Annotated in this window: 18 protein-coding genes; 12 read left to right on the plus strand and 6 right to left on the minus strand. The window is 72.4% G+C overall.

The features are described 5' to 3' along the window. The first annotated feature begins 67 nt into the window (after nucleotides 1–67). From ACQEVC_RS22315 to ACQEVC_RS22355, 9 genes are all read left to right on the plus strand, one after another. Nucleotides 68–427, plus strand: a complete 360-nt coding sequence (locus ACQEVC_RS22315) for a hypothetical protein (RefSeq protein ID WP_432880615.1) — start codon at nucleotides 68–70, stop codon at nucleotides 425–427. Between the two features lie 117 nt (nucleotides 428–544). Next, complete coding sequence (locus tag ACQEVC_RS22320; RefSeq protein WP_432880618.1) at nucleotides 545–1,366, plus strand: DUF1206 domain-containing protein; 822 nt, start codon at nucleotides 545–547, stop codon at nucleotides 1,364–1,366. A gap of 126 nt (nucleotides 1,367–1,492) precedes the next feature. Continuing rightward, entirely contained in the window at nucleotides 1,493–2,710 is a 1,218-nt protein-coding gene (locus tag ACQEVC_RS22325; RefSeq protein WP_432880620.1) for a mechanosensitive ion channel family protein, read from the plus strand. A 232-nt stretch (nucleotides 2,711–2,942) separates the two neighbouring features. Continuing rightward, nucleotides 2,943–3,374, plus strand: a complete 432-nt coding sequence (locus ACQEVC_RS22330; protein WP_318397302.1) for a phage holin family protein — start codon at nucleotides 2,943–2,945, stop codon at nucleotides 3,372–3,374. Beyond that, a complete protein-coding gene (locus ACQEVC_RS22335; protein WP_432880623.1) occupies nucleotides 3,371–3,682 on the plus strand; it encodes a DUF3618 domain-containing protein in 312 nt (103 codons plus the stop codon). Before ACQEVC_RS22330 ends, ACQEVC_RS22335 begins: the two co-directional genes overlap by 4 nt. Beyond that, a complete protein-coding gene (locus ACQEVC_RS22340; protein WP_318397304.1) occupies nucleotides 3,679–3,951 on the plus strand; it encodes a DUF4235 domain-containing protein in 273 nt (90 codons plus the stop codon). Before ACQEVC_RS22335 ends, ACQEVC_RS22340 begins: the two co-directional genes overlap by 4 nt. 94 nt (nucleotides 3,952–4,045) lie before the next feature. After that, the gene (locus ACQEVC_RS22345; protein WP_432880627.1) at nucleotides 4,046–4,744 is read left to right on the plus strand and encodes an LppX_LprAFG lipoprotein; all 699 of its coding nucleotides are present in this window, start codon (nucleotides 4,046–4,048) and stop codon (nucleotides 4,742–4,744) included. Then, complete coding sequence (locus ACQEVC_RS22350) at nucleotides 4,734–6,317, plus strand: MFS transporter (RefSeq protein ID WP_432880629.1); 1,584 nt, start codon at nucleotides 4,734–4,736, stop codon at nucleotides 6,315–6,317. The genes ACQEVC_RS22345 and ACQEVC_RS22350 overlap by 11 nt, the downstream gene beginning before the upstream one ends. A 252-nt stretch (nucleotides 6,318–6,569) precedes the next feature. Continuing rightward, nucleotides 6,570–6,773, plus strand: a complete 204-nt coding sequence (locus ACQEVC_RS22355; protein WP_011905669.1) for a cold-shock protein — start codon at nucleotides 6,570–6,572, stop codon at nucleotides 6,771–6,773. A 119-nt stretch (nucleotides 6,774–6,892) separates the two neighbouring features. Here the strand turns inward: ACQEVC_RS22355 and ACQEVC_RS22360 are convergent, their stop codons facing one another. Together ACQEVC_RS22360 and ACQEVC_RS22365 are read right to left on the minus strand one after the other, a co-directional pair. Further along, the gene (locus ACQEVC_RS22360; RefSeq protein ID WP_432880637.1) at nucleotides 6,893–7,096 is read right to left on the minus strand and encodes a hypothetical protein; all 204 of its coding nucleotides are present in this window, start codon (nucleotides 7,094–7,096) and stop codon (nucleotides 6,893–6,895) included. A 292-nt stretch (nucleotides 7,097–7,388) separates the two neighbouring features. Beyond that, nucleotides 7,389–8,372 (minus strand): aldo/keto reductase, encoded by a 984-nt coding sequence (locus tag ACQEVC_RS22365; RefSeq protein ID WP_432880640.1) that lies wholly within the window; start codon nucleotides 8,370–8,372, stop codon nucleotides 7,389–7,391. A 95-nt stretch (nucleotides 8,373–8,467) separates the two neighbouring features. Between ACQEVC_RS22365 and ACQEVC_RS22370 the strand changes: the two genes are divergently transcribed. Together ACQEVC_RS22370 and ACQEVC_RS22375 are read left to right on the plus strand one after the other, a co-directional pair. Then, nucleotides 8,468–9,289, plus strand: a complete 822-nt coding sequence (locus ACQEVC_RS22370) for a trans-aconitate 2-methyltransferase (RefSeq protein WP_432880643.1) — start codon at nucleotides 8,468–8,470, stop codon at nucleotides 9,287–9,289. Between the two features lie 9 nt (nucleotides 9,290–9,298). After that, nucleotides 9,299–10,324 carry an adenosine deaminase gene (locus tag ACQEVC_RS22375; protein WP_432880646.1) on the plus strand — a complete coding sequence of 342 codons (1,026 nt, stop codon included), beginning with the start codon at nucleotides 9,299–9,301 and terminating at the stop codon, nucleotides 10,322–10,324. A gap of 442 nt (nucleotides 10,325–10,766) precedes the next feature. On the opposite strand, the gene ACQEVC_RS22380 is transcribed toward ACQEVC_RS22375, so the two are convergent. The 4 genes from ACQEVC_RS22380 to ACQEVC_RS22395 all read right to left on the minus strand — a co-directional run bounded on the left by ACQEVC_RS22380 (nucleotide 10,767) and on the right by ACQEVC_RS22395 (nucleotide 16,138). Then, nucleotides 10,767–12,161 carry an ATP-binding protein gene (locus ACQEVC_RS22380; RefSeq protein ID WP_432880649.1) on the minus strand — a complete coding sequence of 465 codons (1,395 nt, stop codon included), beginning with the start codon at nucleotides 12,159–12,161 and terminating at the stop codon, nucleotides 10,767–10,769. 29 nt (nucleotides 12,162–12,190) lie between these two features. Continuing rightward, a complete protein-coding gene (locus ACQEVC_RS22385; RefSeq protein WP_107262887.1) occupies nucleotides 12,191–12,880 on the minus strand; it encodes a response regulator transcription factor in 690 nt (229 codons plus the stop codon). Between the two features lie 79 nt (nucleotides 12,881–12,959). Next, entirely contained in the window at nucleotides 12,960–14,801 is a 1,842-nt protein-coding gene (locus ACQEVC_RS22390) for a glycoside hydrolase family 3 protein (protein WP_432880651.1), read from the minus strand. A gap of 185 nt (nucleotides 14,802–14,986) precedes the next feature. Continuing rightward, nucleotides 14,987–16,138 (minus strand): class I SAM-dependent methyltransferase, encoded by a 1,152-nt coding sequence (locus ACQEVC_RS22395; RefSeq protein ID WP_432880653.1) that lies wholly within the window; start codon nucleotides 16,136–16,138, stop codon nucleotides 14,987–14,989. A 118-nt stretch (nucleotides 16,139–16,256) separates the two neighbouring features. Between ACQEVC_RS22395 and thrS the strand changes: the two genes are divergently transcribed. Then, nucleotides 16,257–18,290 (plus strand): threonine--tRNA ligase, encoded by a 2,034-nt coding sequence (thrS, locus tag ACQEVC_RS22400; RefSeq protein ID WP_432880655.1) that lies wholly within the window; start codon nucleotides 16,257–16,259, stop codon nucleotides 18,288–18,290. Nucleotides 18,291–18,327 lie beyond the last annotated feature (37 nt).

Genomic DNA, 18,327 nt, shown 5'->3' on the forward strand with positions numbered 1-18,327 from the left:
CGATATCGGCCGTTGCCGGAAACCCGGCCAGGCCGTTGCCTGGATCACTCCAGGTATCCTTGGTGGGGTGACGAATCCCCCGTACCGCCAAAAGACCACTGTCCGTCGTGCCGCCGGTCTCCTCGCCGGCCTGGCCCTCGGTGTGGCCGTCCTGGCCGGCTGTAGTTCCGAGGGCGCCACCACAGACTGCGGGCTGGACGCCTGCACCGTGACCTTCGACCGGGGCGTCGACGCCAAGGCCAGCATCCTCGGCGTCGAGGCCAAACTGATCGGCGTCGACGGAGACAAGGTGACCCTCGAAGTCGCCGGTGAGCAGTTGGCGCTGACCGTCGGCCAGCAGGCCACCGAGGTCGGCGGCCTGTACGCCACCGTGCAGAGCGCCGACCAGGAGCAGGTCGTGGTGCGGATCGGCCGCAACGCCGGCTGAGCGGTGACCCGGGGCGGCGGTGGCGGGGCGACCCGCCACCGCCGGCCACCGCCCCGGTGGAGCCGCCTCCGGGACCCGGACGTTTGGAGATCTTCCCGTTCGGTCATTGACACGCCCATGTCAGCGACTTCTACCGCCGGAGCGAGCGCGGCCCGTGCCGCCAACAGCAAGCCCCTGGAAATCCTCGCCCGGGCCGGCTTCGTCGGTTACGGGCTCGTCCACCTGCTCTTCGCCTGGCTGGCATTGCAGATCGCCTTCGGTCGGCCGGCCGACGACGGCGACCAGTCCGGCGCACTGCGCACCCTGGCCGCGCAGCCGCTCGGCGGGTTCCTGGTCGGTGCGATCGGTGTCGGCCTGCTCGCGATGGCGATCTGGCAGGCGTTCGAGGCGGCGATCGGCCATCGGGAATACCGGGGTCGGGAGCGGGTCTTCGAGCGGCTCACCTCGCTCGGCCGGACCCTCGTCTATTTCTACTTCGCCTGGACCGCCTATCAGGTGGTGCAGCAGGCGAACTCGTCCAGTGCGGACAAGCAGCAGGCGCTGACCGAGGAGCTGATGGCCTCGTCCGGGGGCCGGTTGCTGGTCGGGTTGATCGGCCTCGCCCTGGCCGCCCTCGGTGTCGGGCTGGTCTGGTACGGCGCGGTCAAGAAGTTCGAGCGGCACCTGAAGACCGGTGAGATGAGCCCGCAGACCCGCAAGCTGGCCCGCCGGCTCGGTGTCGCCGGTTACGTCGCCAAGGGCGTCGCGTACGGCATCGCCGGGCTGCTCGTGGTGACGGCCGCGGTGAACTACGACCCGGACCAGGCCCGGGGCCTGGACGCCGCCCTGCATACGCTGCGGGAGCAGGCGTACGGGTCGATCCTGCTTACGCTGGTGGCGCTCGGCATCGCCGCGTTCGCCGTGTTCTGCCTGGTGCAGGCGAGGTACCGGAAGGTCTGACCTGGATTCATCGGGCTCTCTGGGGCATTCTACGTATTTGGCCCCGCGCGTTCGTGGCCCCGCCGGGTGCGGCTCGGGAGACATCCCGCAGCGGCACCCGGCTTCGGCGTGGAAGGAAGAACATTGGTGGACAGCTATCTGTGGACGGTCATCGCGACGGTGGGCGCGGCGCTGCTCGCGCTCGCCGTGGTGGAGGTGGTGCACCGGACCGTACGCCGGCTCGGCCGACGGTCCGTGCTGCTCAGCGAGCTGTCCGAGCACTCGCACCGGCCCTTCCAGGTGGCCGCGACCGTGCTGGCGATCCAGTTCGGCGTGCGGTTCAGCACCGGCTACGGCATCGGTACGCCGTGGCGGCGGACCCTGCTGCACCTGCTCGTCCTGGCGGTCATCGGCACCACCGCCTGGCTGGTCGCCTCGCTGCTGCTGGTCAGCGAGGACACCGCGCTGGCCCGGTTCCGGCTCGACGTGCCGGACAACCGGCAGGCCCGGCGGATCAAGACCCAGATCGTCATGCTGCGCCGGGTCACCATCGCGGTCATCGTGGTGCTGGCCGCCGGGGTGATGCTGATGACCTTCCCGAGCGTGCGCGGGGTCGGCGCCAGCGTGCTCGCCTCGGCCGGGGTGATCGGGGTGGTCGCCGCGCTGGCCGCGCAGAGCGTGCTCGGCAACGTCTTCGCCGGGCTGCAACTGGCGTTCAGCGACGCGGTCCGGCTGGACGACGTGGTGGTGGTCGAGGGGGAGTGGGGCCGGATCGAGGAGCTGACCCTCAGCTACGTGGTGGTGCAGATCTGGGACGACCGGCGGCTGATCCTGCCGACGTCGTACTTCACCACCAAGCCGTTCCAGAACTGGACCCGTACCCAGGCCGCCGTGCTGGGCACCGCGGAGTTCGAGGTGGACTGGTCGGTGCCGGTGCAGGCGATGCGGGAGGAACTGCGCCGGCTGGTGGAGGGGACCGAGCTGTGGGACGGGCGGACCTGCGTACTCCAGGTCACCGACGCGGTCGGCGGGATGGTCCGGCTGCGCGCCCTGGTCAGCGCCGCCGATGCGCCGAGGCTCTGGGACCTGCGCTGCCTGGTCCGGGAGCACCTGGTCGGCTGGGTGCGGGACCAGCGGCCGACCGCGCTGCCCCGGCTGCGAGCAGAGGTCGGCGACGCCTCCGGCCGGCTGCCCTGGCAGTGGGTCGAGCCGAGCGGGCCGGTGCCCGGTGCCGCTGCCGACGGCCGGCCGACCGAGCACGAGCCGCCGGACGACGCCCGGCTCTTCGGCGGTACCGACGACGGCGAGGCCCGGAGCAGTGCCTTCGTCGGCCCCGACGAGCCGGCCGAGGCGCCGCCCCGCTGAGTGCCGCGAGCCGGGCCGCTGACCTGCCGGATCGGCCGCCATCGGGGCGCCCGGTGGCGGACACTAACCACAGCGGGGGCGGGACGCCTCTCCGCCTCCGCCGCACCGGCCAGCCGTCCGCCCGGCCCGGGACGGGCGCGACGAACGGACACCGGGCGCGAACGGACCGTCGGCAGGATTGAACCACCGGCGACCGGGGCATACAGCCCAGGAACCGGGATAGGAGGACAGCATGGCCGATGTCGTACGCGACTCCGCTCGACCGGTCGCGGAGCAGTCCACCGCGGAGCTGGTGCAGCGCGCCACCGAGCAGGTGTCGCGGCTGGTACGCGACGAGCTGGCGCTGGCCCGGATCGAGCTGGCCGAGAAGGGCAAGCACGCCGGTATCGGGGTGGGCCTCTTCGGCGGCGGCGGCGCGCTGGCGCTCTGCGGACTCGGCGTCCTGGTGGCCGCCGCGGTGCTGGGACTGGCAGTGGTGATTCCGGCCTGGGCCGCCGCGCTGGTGGTGGCCGGGACACTGTTCATCCTGGCCGGGATCTTCGCGATGGTCGGCCGGGGGCAGGTACGCCGGGCGGTGCCGCCGATGCCGAAGGCGACGGCGGACAGCCTGCGCGCGGACGTGCGTACGGTGGCCTCGGCGGTCCGGGACAGGGGACAGGGATGACCCGCAGCAACGGCTTCGGCAACCCGGAGGCGCTCCGGGCGGAGATCCGGCAGACCCGGGCCGAGTTGGGCGAGACGGTGCAGGCCCTGGCGGCCAAGGCGGACGTGAAGGCCCGGATCAAGGGCTCGGCGGCGCAGACCCGGGACCGGGTGAAGCAGCGCGCCGGGCAGACCACCGCGAACGTCCGGTCCTCCGTGCACGATGCCGGTTCGGTAGCGTTGCGCCATCCGGTGTCCTGGGCCGTGTTCGCGGCCGGAGCGTTGGCGCTGGCGGTCGTGGTGCTGGTGGCACGAGGGAGACGTGGGTGAGCAGGACAGTCAGCAAGGTGGCCTACCGACCGGTGGGCATACTTCTGGGCATGGCCGCCGGGGTGGCCGCCGGCGCGGTCTTCCGGCAGGTCTGGAAGTTGACCGCCGGTGACGGCGAGGCGCCGGACGCCATCGACGAGGACCGGGGCTGGGGCGAGATCCTGGCCGCCGCCGCGTTGCAGGGAGCCATCTTCGCGGTCGTCCGGGCCGCCGTGGACCGGGGCGGCGCGATCGGCGTACGCCGGCTCACCGGGCGCTGGCCCGACTGAACCGGTGGAATCCGGCGCCTGAGTCGGCGGACTCCGGCGCCGTCCGGGGCGGATCGCCGTCGACGGCCCACCGGTCGTGAGTACGCTTCGGGTCATGCGTCGATCCCTCGTGCTCGCCGGTGCGCTGAGCCTGCTGCTGGCCGTCTCCGCAGGCTGTACCGACCGGGGCGCCGATGACCCGGCCGGGGGCGCGGAGAACTCCGCGACCCTGCCCGAGGCGGCCGAACTCCTCAAGGGTGCGGCGACCGAGCTGGGCACGGTGCAGACCGCCCGGTTCGCGATCGCCACCGAGGGCGCGGCCGACAGCCTCGGCATCAGCGCCGCCGAGGGCGTGATCACCGCGGCCGGCGAGGCACAGGGGACCGCCAAGATTGAGCAGGGCGGGCTGCCGCTGGAGCTGTCCTTCGTGGTCAAGGACGAGACCCTGCACGTCAACGGGCTGACCGGCGGCTGGCAGCGGCTGCCGCTGGCGACCGCTGCGGCGATCTACGACCCGACCGCGATCCTCTCCCCGGACCGTGGCGTCGCCAACCTGGTCGGCAGGGCCACCGGCACCACCGAGGGCCGGGAGAAGGTCGACGGGGTCGACACGTACCGGATCGAGGGGACGCTGCCCGGCGCCGCGCTCGGCAACCTGGTGCCGGGCGTCAGCACGGACGTCATTGGCACGCTCTGGATCGGTGCCGACCGGCGGCTGCTGCACCGGGCCCGGTTCCCGGTGCCCGGCCAGACCGGGACCGTGACGGTGACCTTCTCGGAGTACGACGCTCCGGTCACCATCCGTGTCCCCTGATCCCGTGGCGCGGGCCGGTCGCCGGCTCGCGATCGGGGTGGGCACCGCGGCGGTGCTGCTCGCCGCGCTCGACGCGTACGTCGTGGTGACCCTGCTGGTCGAGATCCTCGGCGACCTGCGGGTCCCGGTCAACCGGCTGGAACGGGCCACTCCGGTGGTCACCGGCTACCTGCTCGGCTACGTCGCCGGGATGCCGCTGCTCGCCCGGCTCTCCGACCGGTACGGCCGGCGCGTGGTCATCGAATGCTGCCTGGCCGGCTTCGCCGCCGGTTCGGTGCTGGCGGCCCTCGCCGACAGCCTGCCGCTGCTGGTCGCCGGGCGAGGGCTACAGGGCCTGGCCGGTGGCGCACTGCTGCCGGTGACGATGGCGCTGGTCTCCGACCTCGGCTCGGCCCGGCGCCGGGCACTGTCGCTGGGGCTGGTCGGCGCGGCCCAGGAGTTGGGCAGCGTGCTCGGTCCGCTCTACGGCGCCGGGCTCGCCGCGCTGGTCGGCTGGCGCGGTGTCTTCTGGGTGAACCTGCCGCTCGCGGTGCTGGCGATCGCGGTGGTCCGGCTGACGCTGCCGGGCCGGGACGTCCGGTCGGACGCGGCCCGGCAGCGGGTCGACGTCGTCGGCGGGCTGCTGCTGGCGGTGGCGCTCGGGCTGCTGGTGGTCGGCCTCTACAACCCCGATCCGGCGCGTTCGCTGCTGCCGCCGTGGGGTCCGGTCACCGTCGGGGCCGGGGTGGTGGTGTTCGGCGCGTTCCTGCTCTGGCAGGCCCGGGCCCGGACCCGGCTGTTGGATCCGACCGGGGTACGGATGCGGCCCTTCCTGGTCGCCCTCGGGGTGAGCGCCCTGGCCGGTGCCGCGTTACTGGTGACCCTGGTCGACGTCCAACTCTTCGCGCAGACCGTACTCGGGCGCGACGCGGTGCAGGCAGCGCTGCTGCTCACCCGGTTCCTGGTGGCGCTGCCGGTCGGCGCGGTACTCGGCGGGCTGCTCGCCCGGCGCCTCGGCGACCGTGCCGTCACCGTCGGCGGCCTGACGCTGGCCGTACTCGGCTATCTGCTGATCGCCGGCTGGCCGGTCGACCCGCTGGCGGCCCGGTACCCGATCGGGCCGGTCGGGCTGCCCCGGCTCGACACCGATCTGGTACTGGCCGGTTTCGGTCTCGGGCTGGTCATCGCACCGCTGAGTTCCGCCGTACTCCGCGCGGTGCCGGCGGCACAGCACGGCGTCGCCTCCGCCGCTCTGGTGGTGGCGCGGATGGTGGGCATGCTGCTCGGGGTCGCCGGCGTAACCGCATGGGGGCTGCACCGGTTCCAGCAACTCACCGCCGACCTGGTGACCCCGTTGCCGTTCGGTGTGGACCGCGCCGTCTACCAGCAGCGGGTCGCCGACTACACGGCCGCGGTACGCGACGCGCTCCGGGTCGAGTACGCCGAGATGTTCACCGGTGCGGCACTGTTCTGCCTGTTCGGCGCCGTCCTGGCGGTCGCCCTGGGCGGCCGGGACGGTGCTGTCGAACCGTCGGCGACGGTGCGCGACGAGTCCGCGGAGAGTTCCCGGGCTGATCCGGTTTCGTCCGGTTAGCGGGAGCTGTCGCCGGCCCGTACCGTCGATGTCTCCGGGCCGTCGGACGCGTTCTCAGGTCACATGTCGGAGAATTTCGTCGGGTAGGCTATGCGAAGTTTTTGCGTACGTGGTTTGCTGTTCCACGCTGTTGAGAGATGGCGTGGTCGAGGGAAGTCCTCCTTCGTGGGGGCCGACTCAAGGCGCCGCTGCTCGAAAACGGCCAACCGGCCGCACGGCGTGCTCGGCCGCCAGTTTTAGAAGGAGATACACATGGCGCAGGGAACCGTGAAGTGGTTCAACGCAGACAAGGGCTTCGGCTTCATCACCGTCGACGGCGGGGGTGCTGACGTGTTCGTCCACTTCTCGGCCATCCAGACCAGCGGCTACCGCACGCTGGAGGAGAACCAGCGGGTGGAGTTCGAGATCGCTCAGGGCCAGAAGGGGCCGCAGGCGGAGCAGGTTCGCCCCCTCTGATTCCGTGACGGCCGGCCCCCGCCGGCCCGAGTTCCGATTGCTTTGGGATCCACGTCGAGCCCCGCGCCCCGCGGGGCTCGACGCGTATCCGGTGCGACCCGGCGGCACCGGTCCGCCGGTCAGGAGGGCCTGCCCCGGCCGCGGGCGCGCAGGCCCAGCACCACCAGCACCAGCCCGGCGACCACCACCACCGGCCCGATCACGGCCCAGAGTGGTTCGCCGGTCATCACACTGCCGCCGAGCCGACCCAGCCCCTGCAATGTCCACACGGCGCCGACGACGACGGCCAGTAGCCCGAGCGTGAGCGGTAGCCACCCCTTCATCAAGAGCCGCCCGAGAAACCCCTGGCTTCGGCCATGGGGAGGGGAGGGCGGTCGGGCGTGGTGGTGGTTGTCGGCATGGCGTCGCCTCCTCTGTCTGGGCGGAACTGTCGGACGCGGCTGGGATGGTTGCGGGTGTGGGCGAGACGGTGCGGCACACCTTCCGGTTGCGTCCCTCGTTGCTCCTCGCCGCCGCCGCGGCGAACCGGGCACGTCCGCTGCGTGACGGCCCCGTCGCAGTCAGCCAACCGCACGACGGGCCGGAACGCACGTCGCCACGCTCCGGCAGATCGTGTTACCAGCGGTCGTGCACCTGCGGGCGGACCAGTTCGGCGTAGACCGCGTCCACCGTGGCGGTCGCCTCGGCCGACAGCGGCGCGAGCGCGGCGGCGGCGACGTTCGAGTGGGCCTGTTCGGCGTTGCGGGCGCCGGGGATGACCACCGTGACGCCGGGCTGGTCGAGGATCCAGCGGAGCGCGAACTGCGCCATCGTTGCCCCCGGCGGCACCGCCGGACGCAGCCGCCGTACCGCCTCCAGCCCGGTCTTGTAGTCGACCCCGGAGAACGTCTCCCCGACGTCGAACGACTCCCCGTGCCGGTTGTAGTTGCGGTGGTCGTCGCTGGGGAACGTGGTGTGCTCGTCGTAGCGGCCGGAGAGCAGGCCGCTGGCGAGCGGCACCCGGGCGATGATGCCGACCCCGGCGGCGTGGGCGGCCGGGAGCACCCGCTCGACCGGCTTGTGCCGCAGCGCGTTGAGGATGATCTGCACGCTGGCCACCCCGGGGCGGGCGATCGCGGCCAGCGCCTCGTCGCAGGTCTCCACGCTGACTCCGTACGCCGCGATGCGTTCCTCCGCGACCAGGGTGTCCAGGGCGTCGTAGACGGCGTCGGCGGAGAAGACCGGTGTGGGCGGGCAGTGCAACTGCACCAGGTCGAGCACGTCGACCCCGAGGTTCGCCCGGGACCGGTCCGTCCAGGCCCGGAAGTTCTCCAGCACGTACGCGTCCGGCGTCTGTGGCACCCGGCGCCCCATCTTGGTGGCGACGGTGAGCCCGGCATCCGGCCGCTCGCGCAGGAACCGGCCGATCAGTTGCTCGCTGCGCCCGTCGCCGTAGACGTCGGCGGTGTCCAGAAAGGTGACTCCGTCCTCGACGGCGGCGGTCAGCACCGCCAGGGCCTCGGACTCGCTGACCTGGCCCCAGTCGGCGCCGAGCTGCCAGGCGCCGAGCCCGACCACGCCGACCTCGCGGTTCAACCGCGGGAATCTCCGCTTTTCCACGCCGGCGAGCCTATCCCGCGCCGAATTCGGGCCCACCGGGGCGGCACTGTGCCGGTATGGTAAACAAGACGTACGTACGGTTTTGGAGGAGAGTCATGTGGGACCCGGCCAGCTATCTCCGGTACGGCGACGAACGCTCGCGGCCCTTTCACGACCTGCTCGCCCGGGTCGCCGCCGAGCGACCCCGGACAGTGGTCGACCTGGGCTGCGGTCCCGGTCACCTCACCGCAACCCTGCCGGCCCGCTGGCCGACCGCCCGGGTCGTCGGGCTCGACTCGTCACCGGAGATGATCGCCGCCGCGACCGGCGCCGATCCGCCGGCCGGGACCGGTCCTGACGGCCGTTCCCGGGTCGGGTTCGCGGTGGCCGACGCCCGGACCTGGTCGCCCGGGCCCGAGGTCGACGTGGTGGTCTCCAACGCCGTGTTGCAGTGGGTGCCCGGGCACGAGGAGCTGCTGCTGCGCTGGGCCCGCGAGCTGACCCCCGGATGCTGGCTCGCGGTCCAGGTGCCGGGCAACTTCGACGCCGCCTCGCACCGCGCGCTGCGGGAGGTGGCCGAAGCCCCGCGTTGGCGGCACCTGGTCGCCGACCTGCTCCGGGCCGCGCCGGTCTCCGACGCGGCCGGCTACGCCGACCTGCTGACCGGTGCGAACTGCGCCGTCGACGCCTGGGAAACTACCTACGTGCACCAGCTCCCGGCCACCTCCGGCGCCGCCGACCATCCGGTGCTGAGCTGGATGGAGGGGACGGCGCTGCGTCCGGTCCGGTCCGCGCTGCGCGGCGCGGGTACGGCCTGGGACGACTTCCGGGCCGCGCTGAACGAGCGACTGGTCGAGGCGTACCCGGTCCGGCACGGGTTGGTGCAGTTTCCGTTCCACCGCGTCTTCTTCGTCGCCCGTACCGGCGCACGTCAGTAGGGAGTTTCCGTGACCGACCTTTCGACCTTCATCGCCGGACTGCCCAAGGTGGAGCTGCACGTGCACCACGTCGGCTCCGCGCTGCCGCGCATCGTCGCGGAGTTGGCCGCCCGGCACGAGGGCCGGAGTCGGGTACCGGCGGATCCGGAGGCACTCGCCGCCTACTTCGAGTTCCGCGACTTCGCCCACTTCGTCGAGATCTACCTGAGCGTGGTCGACCTGATCCGGGACCCGGAGGACGTCCGGCTGCTCACCTTCGAGGTGGCCCGGGAACTCGCCCGCCAGCAGGTCCGGTACGCGGAGCTGACGGTCACGCCGTACTCGCACGTGCACCGGGGGATCCCCGCCCCGGCGTTCTGCGAGGCGATCGAGGACGCCCGGCGGGCCGCCGAGACCGAACTCGGTATCTCGCTGCGCTGGTGCTTCGACATCCCCGGCGAGGCCGGGCTGCCGGCGGCCGAGCAGACCCTGCGGATCGCCCTCGACGAGCGGCCGGACGGGCTGGTCAGCTTCGGGCTCGGCGGTCCGGAGGTGGGCGTGCCGCGGCCGCAGTTCAAGCCGTACTTCGACCAGGCCCGGGCGGCCGGGCTGCGCTCCGTACCGCACGCCGGCGAGACCACCGGGCCGGGGACCGTCTGGGACGCGCTGCGCGAACTGGGCGCGGAGCGGATCGGGCACGGCATCTCGGCGGCCCAGGACCCGGCGCTGCTGGAGCACCTGGCGCAGCGGCAGATCCCGATGGAGGTCTGCCCGACCTCCAATGTCCGGACCCGGGCGGTCGGCTCGATCGAGGAGCACCCGCTGCCCCGGCTCGTCGAGGCCGGCCTGTTGGTGACGGTCAACTCCGACGACCCGCCGATGTTCGGCACCACCCTCAACGACGAGTACGCGGTCGCCGCCCGACTGCTCGACCTCGACGCCGCCGGGCTGGCCGGGCTGGCCCGCAACGCCGTCACCGCCTCGTTCCTGGCGCCGCCGGAGCGGGACAAGCTGATCGCCGAGATCGATGCCTATCTGGCCGCACACCGGTCCTGACCCGAATGGCCGGTCGGCGGAGACAGGCTGACCCGGCGCGGGGTGCTGCGGGCGGCCGCGCCGGGTCAGCGATCATGGGGCCGCGATCGACCGGTACGTCCCGCGCGCATCGCGGCGGTACGCCGGCCCGACCTCAGCCGTTCTGATCGGCGCGCGGCGGAAACCAGGTGTGGGGGACCGTGCTTCCGCCGCGCGCCAGGCTCCACGGGCCGGGGTTGGGGCAAACATCTGTGGGTAGTGGCCCGGTGGAGCGGGATGGGATCGCGTTTGATGTTGCCACCGCCGCAGGGCACTCGGACGGGCGTTAATCCAGACCTAAGGAAGACTTGCGCGGAACCAGAAACTCGTTGCGGGCACGCCGGATCCGGCCGGGAGAGCGGGTCCCGGCCGGGTGACCGTGCAGCTTTCGGCGGGCTGCCGGTCAGCGCCGGGCGGGTGCCGGTCAGTCGCCGGAGGAGCGCGGCCGGGACCAGCGACGGCGGGTGACCGCGTCCTTCTCCCGGGCCAGCCGGCCGACCAGCCCGAACCGGCTCACCTGCCGGGGCGCCGCGTCCGGATCGGCCAGCAGCATGACCACGCTCGCCCCGCCGAGCCGGGCCCGGTCGATGCTGACCGAGCCGTTCGCCTGCTGGGCCACCCGGCGGGCGATGTCCAGGCCGAGCCCGGTGGAGCCGCGGTCGCTGGCCCCCCGGCGCAGCGCCCGGTCCGGGTCGGCGATGCCGGGCCCGGCGTCGTCCACCCGGACCGCGATGTAGCCGTCCCGGCGGGTGACCGCGACCTCGAACGCGGTGCCCTGCGGGGTGTACCGGAAGACGTTGCCCAGCACCGCGTCCAGCGCGGCGGCCAGCTCCGCCCGGGGCACCGGCACCGGGATCCGGGTGTGCGCGCCGATGACCCGGTGCGACCGGTTCTGGTCGCCGGCCAGCGCCGACCAGAAGACCATCCGGTCCCGGACCACCTCGCTGACGTCACAGCTCCCCGGCGCCGCCTCCTGGGCGACAGTCTTCCGGGTCGTGTTGATCAGTACGTCGATCTCGCCTTCCAGCGTCACGATCGCCTGCCGGATCCGCCGGATGGTCCGGCGCCGGTCCAGCTCGGCCGCGCTGAACGATCCGACGCTGGTGTCGTCGGAGTCGAGCGCGTCGGCGTCGAGCCGCAGCACGGTCAGCGGGGTACGCAGCCGGTGCGACAGGTCGGCGACGAGTTCCCGTTCGTCGGTGCGGGAGGTGACCAGCCGGTCCGCCATCCGGTTGAAGGCGTACCCGGCCTCGGCCAGTTCGCGGGGCCCGCTCGGCTGGATCCGCACCTCCAGGTCGCCGTCGCCGACGGCCAGCGCCGCCTGCACCAGCCCCCGGGCCGAGGCGACGGCCTTGCCCGCGAGCCGGTCCACCACGATCACCGAGGCGATCACCAGGCCGATCGCCACCAGGATCAGCATCAGCCAGGTGCCGCCGGTACCGGCGCTCAGCGCCGCCTCGGAGACGAAGACCTCGACCACCAGCACCCGGCCGGCGACCGGTACCGGTTCGAGCCGGACCACGCCACCGGAGACCTCGGCGACGACCGGCGTGCCGGTCCGGATCGCCCGGTCGACGTCACCGGCGGCGGCCCGGGGGTCGCCGCCGAGCGACAGGCCGTGCACGACCGGTGCACTGCCGGTGTTGCCGGCGGTCGACTCGACGACTCGGCGCAGCGCCGCCGGATCGGCGGTGACCGCCAGCGCGCCGGTGACCACCGCGCTGCGCCGGGCGGCCTCGCCGAGTGCGTCCTCGCGGGCGTCGCGTTGCAGTGCCGTGCCGAGCGGGATCAGGAAGGCGAGCGCGACGATGGTGGTCATGCCGGCCCCGAGGTAGGCCAGCGCCAACCTCAGTCCGGTACCACCAACCGGAACCCGACCCCCCGCACGGTGCGCAGGTAGCGGGGCTTCGCCGCGGACTCGCCCATTTTGCGGCGGAGCCAATACAGATGTACGTCGATGGTCTGATCCTCGCCGACCGATGGCTGCCGCCATACCTCCTCCAACAGTTCCCGGCGGGACACTACCCGGCCGGGCCGCGCCGCGAGATAGGCCAGCAGGTCGAACTCCTTGCGGGTCAGCGCCAGGGGCACCCCGTCGAGCAGGGCACTCCGTTCGCCGACGTCGATCCGCAGCCCGCCGACGGAGTGTACGGCCGGCTCGACCGTCCGGCTCGCCCGGCCGACCCGGCGGAGCACCGTGGTGATCCGGGCGTCCAGATGGGCGCCGGTGAACGGTTTGACCATGTAGTCGTCGGCGCCGGCCCGGAGCAGCCGGACGATCGCCTGCTCGTCGTCCCGGGCGGTGGCGATGATGATCGGTACGTCGGTGATGCCGCGCAGCATCCGCAGCGCGTCGGCGCCGTCCAGGTCCGGCAGCCCGAGGTCGAGTACGACCAGGTCGGGGGTTTCCGCGGCGACCCGGCGGAGGGCATCGAGCGCCGTACCGACCGCGTGCACCGCGTGCCCGCGGTCGGCCAGGGAGCGCAGCATGGCGCCGCGTACGACATGGTCGTCTTCGACCAGGAGGACGGTGGCCACGTGATGACCGTACTGCCCATGGCAAGTCGGGTGAATCGGTGGTTGGTGCGGCGGTCCGCCCGGATTGCGAACCTCCAGCTCAGGCGTAACCGAGTCCGTAGCCGTACCGGAAGAGGGGCGTCTTGCCGTCGCCGTCGTTGATCGGCTGCTGGCTGGCGCCGCTCATCCAGCTCACCGGCAGCCTGCCGGTGGGTGGGCGTACCCCGAACAGTACGTCGGCCACCCCGGCGCCCTCGGTGCCGGGCAGCCAGGCGGCGAGCAGGGCGCGCCAGTTCGGCAACTGGGCGGCGATGTCCAGCGGCCGGCCGGAGACCAGGACCACGATCACCGGTACCCCGGAGGCGCGCAGCCGGTCCAGGGTGGCCAGGTCGGTGGCGTCCAGTCCCATCCCGCTCGGCCGGTCCCCGCGCCCCTCCGCGTACGGCGTCTCGCCGACCACCGCGATCGCGGCCCGGTACGTGCTGTCGATGCCGGTGCCGCTCGCGTCGTAGGTAACCGTGCTGGAGGAGGCCACCGCGTTCCGGATCCCCTGCAGGATGGTGGTGCCGGGGGTGATCGCCCCGCTGCCGCCCTGCCAGGAGACGGTCCAGCCGCCGCTGGCGTACCCGATGTTGTCGGCGCTCTTGCCGGCCACGAAGATCCGGTTGTTCGCGGTGGCCAGCGGCAGGATGCCTCCGTCGTTCTTGAGCAGCACCTGCGAGGCGGCCACCGCCTCCCGGGCCAGCGCCCGGTGCGTCGCGCTGCCCACGGTCGAGGTGTACGACCGGTCGGCCAGCGGCCGCTCGAAGAGACCCAGCTCGAACTTCCTGGTCAGGATCCGCCGGTTGGCGTCGTCGATCCGGGCCTGGCTCACCCGGCCGCCCTGCACCTCGGCGCGCAGGTGGCCGATGAACTGCCGCCAGCCGGTCGGGACCATCACCATGTCGATGCCGGCGTTGACCGCCTGGCCTACCTCGGCCGCGGTGAACCCGGTGGCGCCGTCGAGCTGGTCGATGCCGTTCCAGTCCGAGACCACGAAGCCGTCGAAGCCGAGTTCGCCCTTGAGCAGGCCGTTGATCAGGTAGTCGTGCCCGTGCAGCTTCTGCCCATTCCAACTGCTGTACGAGATCATCACCGAGCCGACACCCCGGCGGACCGCCTCGGCGAACGGCGGCAGGTGCACGGCCCGCAACTCGGTCTCGGAGAGCTGGGTGTTGCCCTGGTCGGTGCCGTTCGTGGTGCCGCCGTCGCCGAGGTAGTGCTTGGCGGTGGCCAGTACCGATGCCGGGCCGGCCAGCGAGTCGCCCTGGAGGCCGTCGATCACGCTGGTCATCGAGCTGACCAGCGCCGGGTCCTCGCCGAACGACTCGTAGGAGCGGCCCCAGCGGTCGTTGCGGACCACACAGAGGCAGGGGGCGAAGGTCCAGTTCACCCCGGTGCCGGCGACCTCCTCGGCGGTGGCCCGGCCGATCCGCCGGACCAGTTCCGGGTCGCGGGTGGCGCCGAGCCCGATGTTGTGCGGGAAGATCGTCGCGCCGACCACGTTGTTGTGCCCGTGCACGGCGTCGGAGCCGTAGATCATCGGGATGCCCAGCGGGGTGCCGAGGGCGGCGTTGGCGAACCGGTCGTACATGTCGGCCCAGCTCGTGGCGTTGTTCGGGGTCGGCGCGGAGCCGCCGCCGGAGAGTACCGAGCCGAGCCGGTAGCCGGTGACGTCGGCCGGGGTGACCGAGGCGCGCTCGGCCTGGGTCATCTGGCCGATCTTCTCGTCCAGGCTCATCCGGGCGAGCAGGTCGTCGACCCGGGTGGCGACCGGCAGCGCCGGATCCTGGTAGGGCAGCGCGGCGGCGCTCGCGGCCGGCGGGGCGGGGACGCCGACACCGACGCCGACCAGGATCAGCAGGGCGGCGGTGAGCAGTGCGGCGGTGGGTCGGGTACGCACGGGAGGTCCTTCCGGCGGCAGGTTCCGCACGTCCGGCGCCGCTCCCCGCCGTACGGTGACCGCGGTGATCGATGACCGTCGTTACCGGCTCCTGCCCGACCCTATTCGGGAGCGCTCCCACGGGCACCCGGACTGCGATAACGATCCGATAACGGACCGAGGGTCGACCCCCGTCCGACCCCGGCTCAGCGAGCCGGCGGCAGTTGCAGCACCCAGCGGTACGCCTGGACCATCCCGGTGTCGAAGCCGGCCGCCGAACCCCAGAGGAAGAGCCGGAACCGCCGGTACAGCGGCTCGCCCCAGCGGCGCACGATCTCGTCCCGGGCGCCGTCCAGCCGGCGGGCCCACTCCCGGCAGGTCAGGTAGTAGTTGTGCCGGTCGTCGACCAGGTTGAGCAGTTCGAACGGCGAGTGCGCCACGTGCCGCAGGTACTGGTGCAGCAGCAGCGGGGCCGAGCCACCCGGATAGACGTACCGCTTCATGAAGGTGGAGACGATGTGCTTGCGGCGCATCGCCAGCGCGTCCAGGTAGACCCGACCGCCCGGGCGGAGCAGTTCGGCGTACTTGCGCAGCGTCGTCCGGTAGTCGGGCAGGTGCTCGGTGACCCCCATGTTGACGATCGCGTCGAAGCGCTCGCCGGGTGAGTAGCCGAAGATGTGCTCCCGGACCACCCGCACCGGCAGCCGCTCGCGGTCGAACAGCTCGGTGAGGAAGCGCTCCGACTCCACCGACAGCGTGGTGGTGGTGACCCGTACCCCCTTGCGGGCGGCGTGCTCGCTGAACGCGCCCCAGCCGCCGCCGACCTCCAGCACGTGGTCGCCGGGGCCGACCCCGATCGCCTCCAGCGCCAGGTCCATCTTGCGGGTCATCGCGTCTTCCAGCGGCTCGTCGTCGGAGGCGAAGACCCCCTCGGTGTAGCAGCGGTGCCGGTGGTCGAGGAAGGTCAGGAAGAAGTCGGAGTCCTCGTCGTAGTGGTGCGAGATGGCGCGCCGGTCGTCCTCCCGCCGCCCGCGCAGCAGCGCCGGCACGAACCGGCCGAGGAAGGCGATCGGATGCCGGTCGGTGAAGAACGACCGCATCCGCAGCGCCGCGGCCAGGTCGCCCTCGACGTCCAGCGACCCCTGCAGGTAGGCCACGGCGACGGCGAACTGGTCGAGCGCGGCCAGGGCCTTGGCGCCCCGATCGTCCTTGACCACGATGGTGAACTGCGGTTCGCCGGTGCCGAAGGTCCGCACCGACCCACCGGCCGGGGCCACCGCGAACGGTACGCCCGGCCCGGTGCCGAAGAAGGTCTGGTATCTACGCTGTAGTGCGCTCACGGCGTCCACGGGTGCCACGGCGTCAATCTAACGCCGAGGTAGCGGCGCCGGCAGGAGGAAAACGCAGGACCGATAGCATCTGGGCAAGCCGATCCCGTCGGGACGTCCGATTCGTCCAAGATCGTAAGGAGCCACCGTGTCCCAACCCCGTACCCCCGTCGGTGCCGACCCCGTCGTCGTCCCGGCCGGGACGACGGTGGCCGCGGCGGTGGCCGCGGCGGGTCTGCCGCACGCCGGCCCCGGGGCGATCGTGGTGGTCCGCGACCCGGAGGGCCAGCTCCGCGACCTGGACTGGGCGCCCGAGGTGGAGACCGTGGTCGAGCCGGTACGGCTGGACTCGCCGGACGGGCTGAACGTGCTGCGCCACTCGACCGCGCACGTGCTGGCCCAGGCCGTCCAGGACACCTTCCCGGAGGCGAAGCTCGGGATCGGCCCGCCGATCGACAACGGCTTCTACTACGACTTCGACGTCGACCGCCCGTTCCAGCCGGAGGATCTCGACCGGCTGGAGAAGCGGATGCAGGAGATCGTCAAGTCCGGCCAGCGGTTCCGGCGGCGCCGCTTCGACAGCCTGGACGCGGCCCGCGCCGAACTGGCCGACGAGCCGTTCAAACTGGAGTTGATCGAGGTCAAAGGCGCGGGGACCGAGGGTGGCGGAACCGGTCTCGACGCGGGCGAGGTGATGGAGGTCGGCGCAGGCGACCTCACCATCTACGACAACCTCGACGCCGAGAGCGGCAAGGTCTGCTGGTCCGACCTGTGCCGGGGGCCGCACCTGCCCAGCACCCGGCTGATCGGCGCGTTCAAGCTGATGCGCTCGGCCGCCGCGTACTGGCGGGGCAACGAGCGCAACCCGCAACTCCAGCGGGTGTACGGCACCGCCTGGCCGACCCGGGACGCGCTGAAGGCGTACCTGAAGGTGCTGGAGGAGGCGGCCCGGCGCGACCACCGCAAGCTCGGCGCCGAGCTGGACCTGTTCAGCTTCCCCGACGAGATCGGCTCCGGCCTGGCGGTCTTCCACCCCAAGGGCGGGATCATCCGGCGGGAGCTGGAGGACTACTCGCGGCGGCGGCACGAGGCGGCCGGCTACGAGTTCGTGAACAGCCCGCACATCACCAAGGCGCAGCTCTTCGAGACCTCCGGACACCTGCCGTACTACGCCGACACCATGTTCCCGCCGATGCGGTTCGAGGGCGCGGAATATTACCTCAAGGCGATGAACTGCCCGATGCACAACCTGATCTTCCGGGCGCGCGGGCGGTCGTACCGGGAGCTGCCGCTGCGGCTCTTCGAGTTCGGCACCGTCTACCGGTACGAGAAGTCCGGCGTGGTGCACGGGCTGACCCGGGTACGCGGGCTGACCCAGGACGACTCGCACATCTACTGCACCCGCGAGCAGATGCCGGGCGAGCTGACCACGCTGCTGGCGTTCGTCCTCGACCTGCTCCGCGACTACGGCCTGGACGACTTCTACCTGGAGCTGTCGACCCGGGACGACTCGCCGAAGTTCATCGGCTCGGCCGAGGACTGGGCGGAGGCGACCGAGGCGCTGCGTACCGCCGCCGAGGCGTCCGGGCTCGACCTGGTGCCGGATCCGGGAGGCGCGGCCTTCTACGGGCCGAAGATCAGCGTGCAGGCCAAGGACGCCATCGGGCGTACCTGGCAGATGTCCACCATCCAGGTCGACTTCAACCAGCCCGAGCGGTTCGGCCTGGAGTACCAGGCCGCGGACGGCACCCGGCAGCGGCCGGTGATGATCCACCGGGCGCTCTTCGGCTCGATCGAGCGGTTCTTCGGGGTGCTGACCGAGCACTACGCCGGGGCCTTCCCGGCCTGGCTGGCCCCGGTGCAGGTGGTCGGCATCCCGATCCGGGAGGAGCACGCCACCCACCTGCACGGGTTCGTCGCCGCGCTGCGCGCCGAGGGGATCCGCGCCGAGGTGGACACCTCGGACGACCGGATGCAGAAGAAGATCCGTACCGCCCAGCAGCAGAAGATCCCGTTCATGGCGATCGCCGGGGACGCCGACGTGGACGCCGGGGCGGTCTCGTTCCGCTACCGGGACGGTTCGCAGCGCAACGGCGTACCGCTCGCCGAGGCGGTGGCGCACGTCGTGGAGGTGGTCCGGTCCCGGGTCAACACCGGGCCCAGCGCGGAACCGGTCGCCTAGCGGCACCCACGGCCGGTCCGGGTCGGTCCCGCCGGTC

It is taken from the genome of Plantactinospora sp. CA-294935 (assembly GCF_050936445.1).
Taxonomy (GTDB): domain Bacteria; phylum Actinomycetota; class Actinomycetes; order Mycobacteriales; family Micromonosporaceae; genus Plantactinospora.

Bases quoted from the DNA above. Each gene is read 5' to 3' on its own strand.
- ACQEVC_RS22320 (WP_432880618.1), top strand. From the start codon at position 545: ATGTCAGCGACTTCTACCGCCGGAGCGAGCGCGGCCCGTGCCGCCAAC.
- ACQEVC_RS22330 (WP_318397302.1), top strand. From the start codon at position 2,943: ATGGCCGATGTCGTACGCGACTCCGCTCGACCGGTCGCGGAGCAGTCC.
- ACQEVC_RS22335 (WP_432880623.1), top strand. From the start codon at position 3,371: ATGACCCGCAGCAACGGCTTCGGCAACCCGGAGGCGCTCCGGGCGGAG.
- ACQEVC_RS22345 (WP_432880627.1), top strand. From the start codon at position 4,046: ATGCGTCGATCCCTCGTGCTCGCCGGTGCGCTGAGCCTGCTGCTGGCC.
- ACQEVC_RS22355 (WP_011905669.1), top strand. From the start codon at position 6,570: ATGGCGCAGGGAACCGTGAAGTGGTTCAACGCAGACAAGGGCTTCGGC.
- ACQEVC_RS22360 (WP_432880637.1), bottom strand. From the start codon at position 7,096: ATGAAGGGGTGGCTACCGCTCACGCTCGGGCTACTGGCCGTCGTCGTC.
- ACQEVC_RS22370 (WP_432880643.1), top strand. From the start codon at position 8,468: ATGTGGGACCCGGCCAGCTATCTCCGGTACGGCGACGAACGCTCGCGG.
- ACQEVC_RS22380 (WP_432880649.1), bottom strand. From the start codon at position 12,161: ATGACCACCATCGTCGCGCTCGCCTTCCTGATCCCGCTCGGCACGGCA.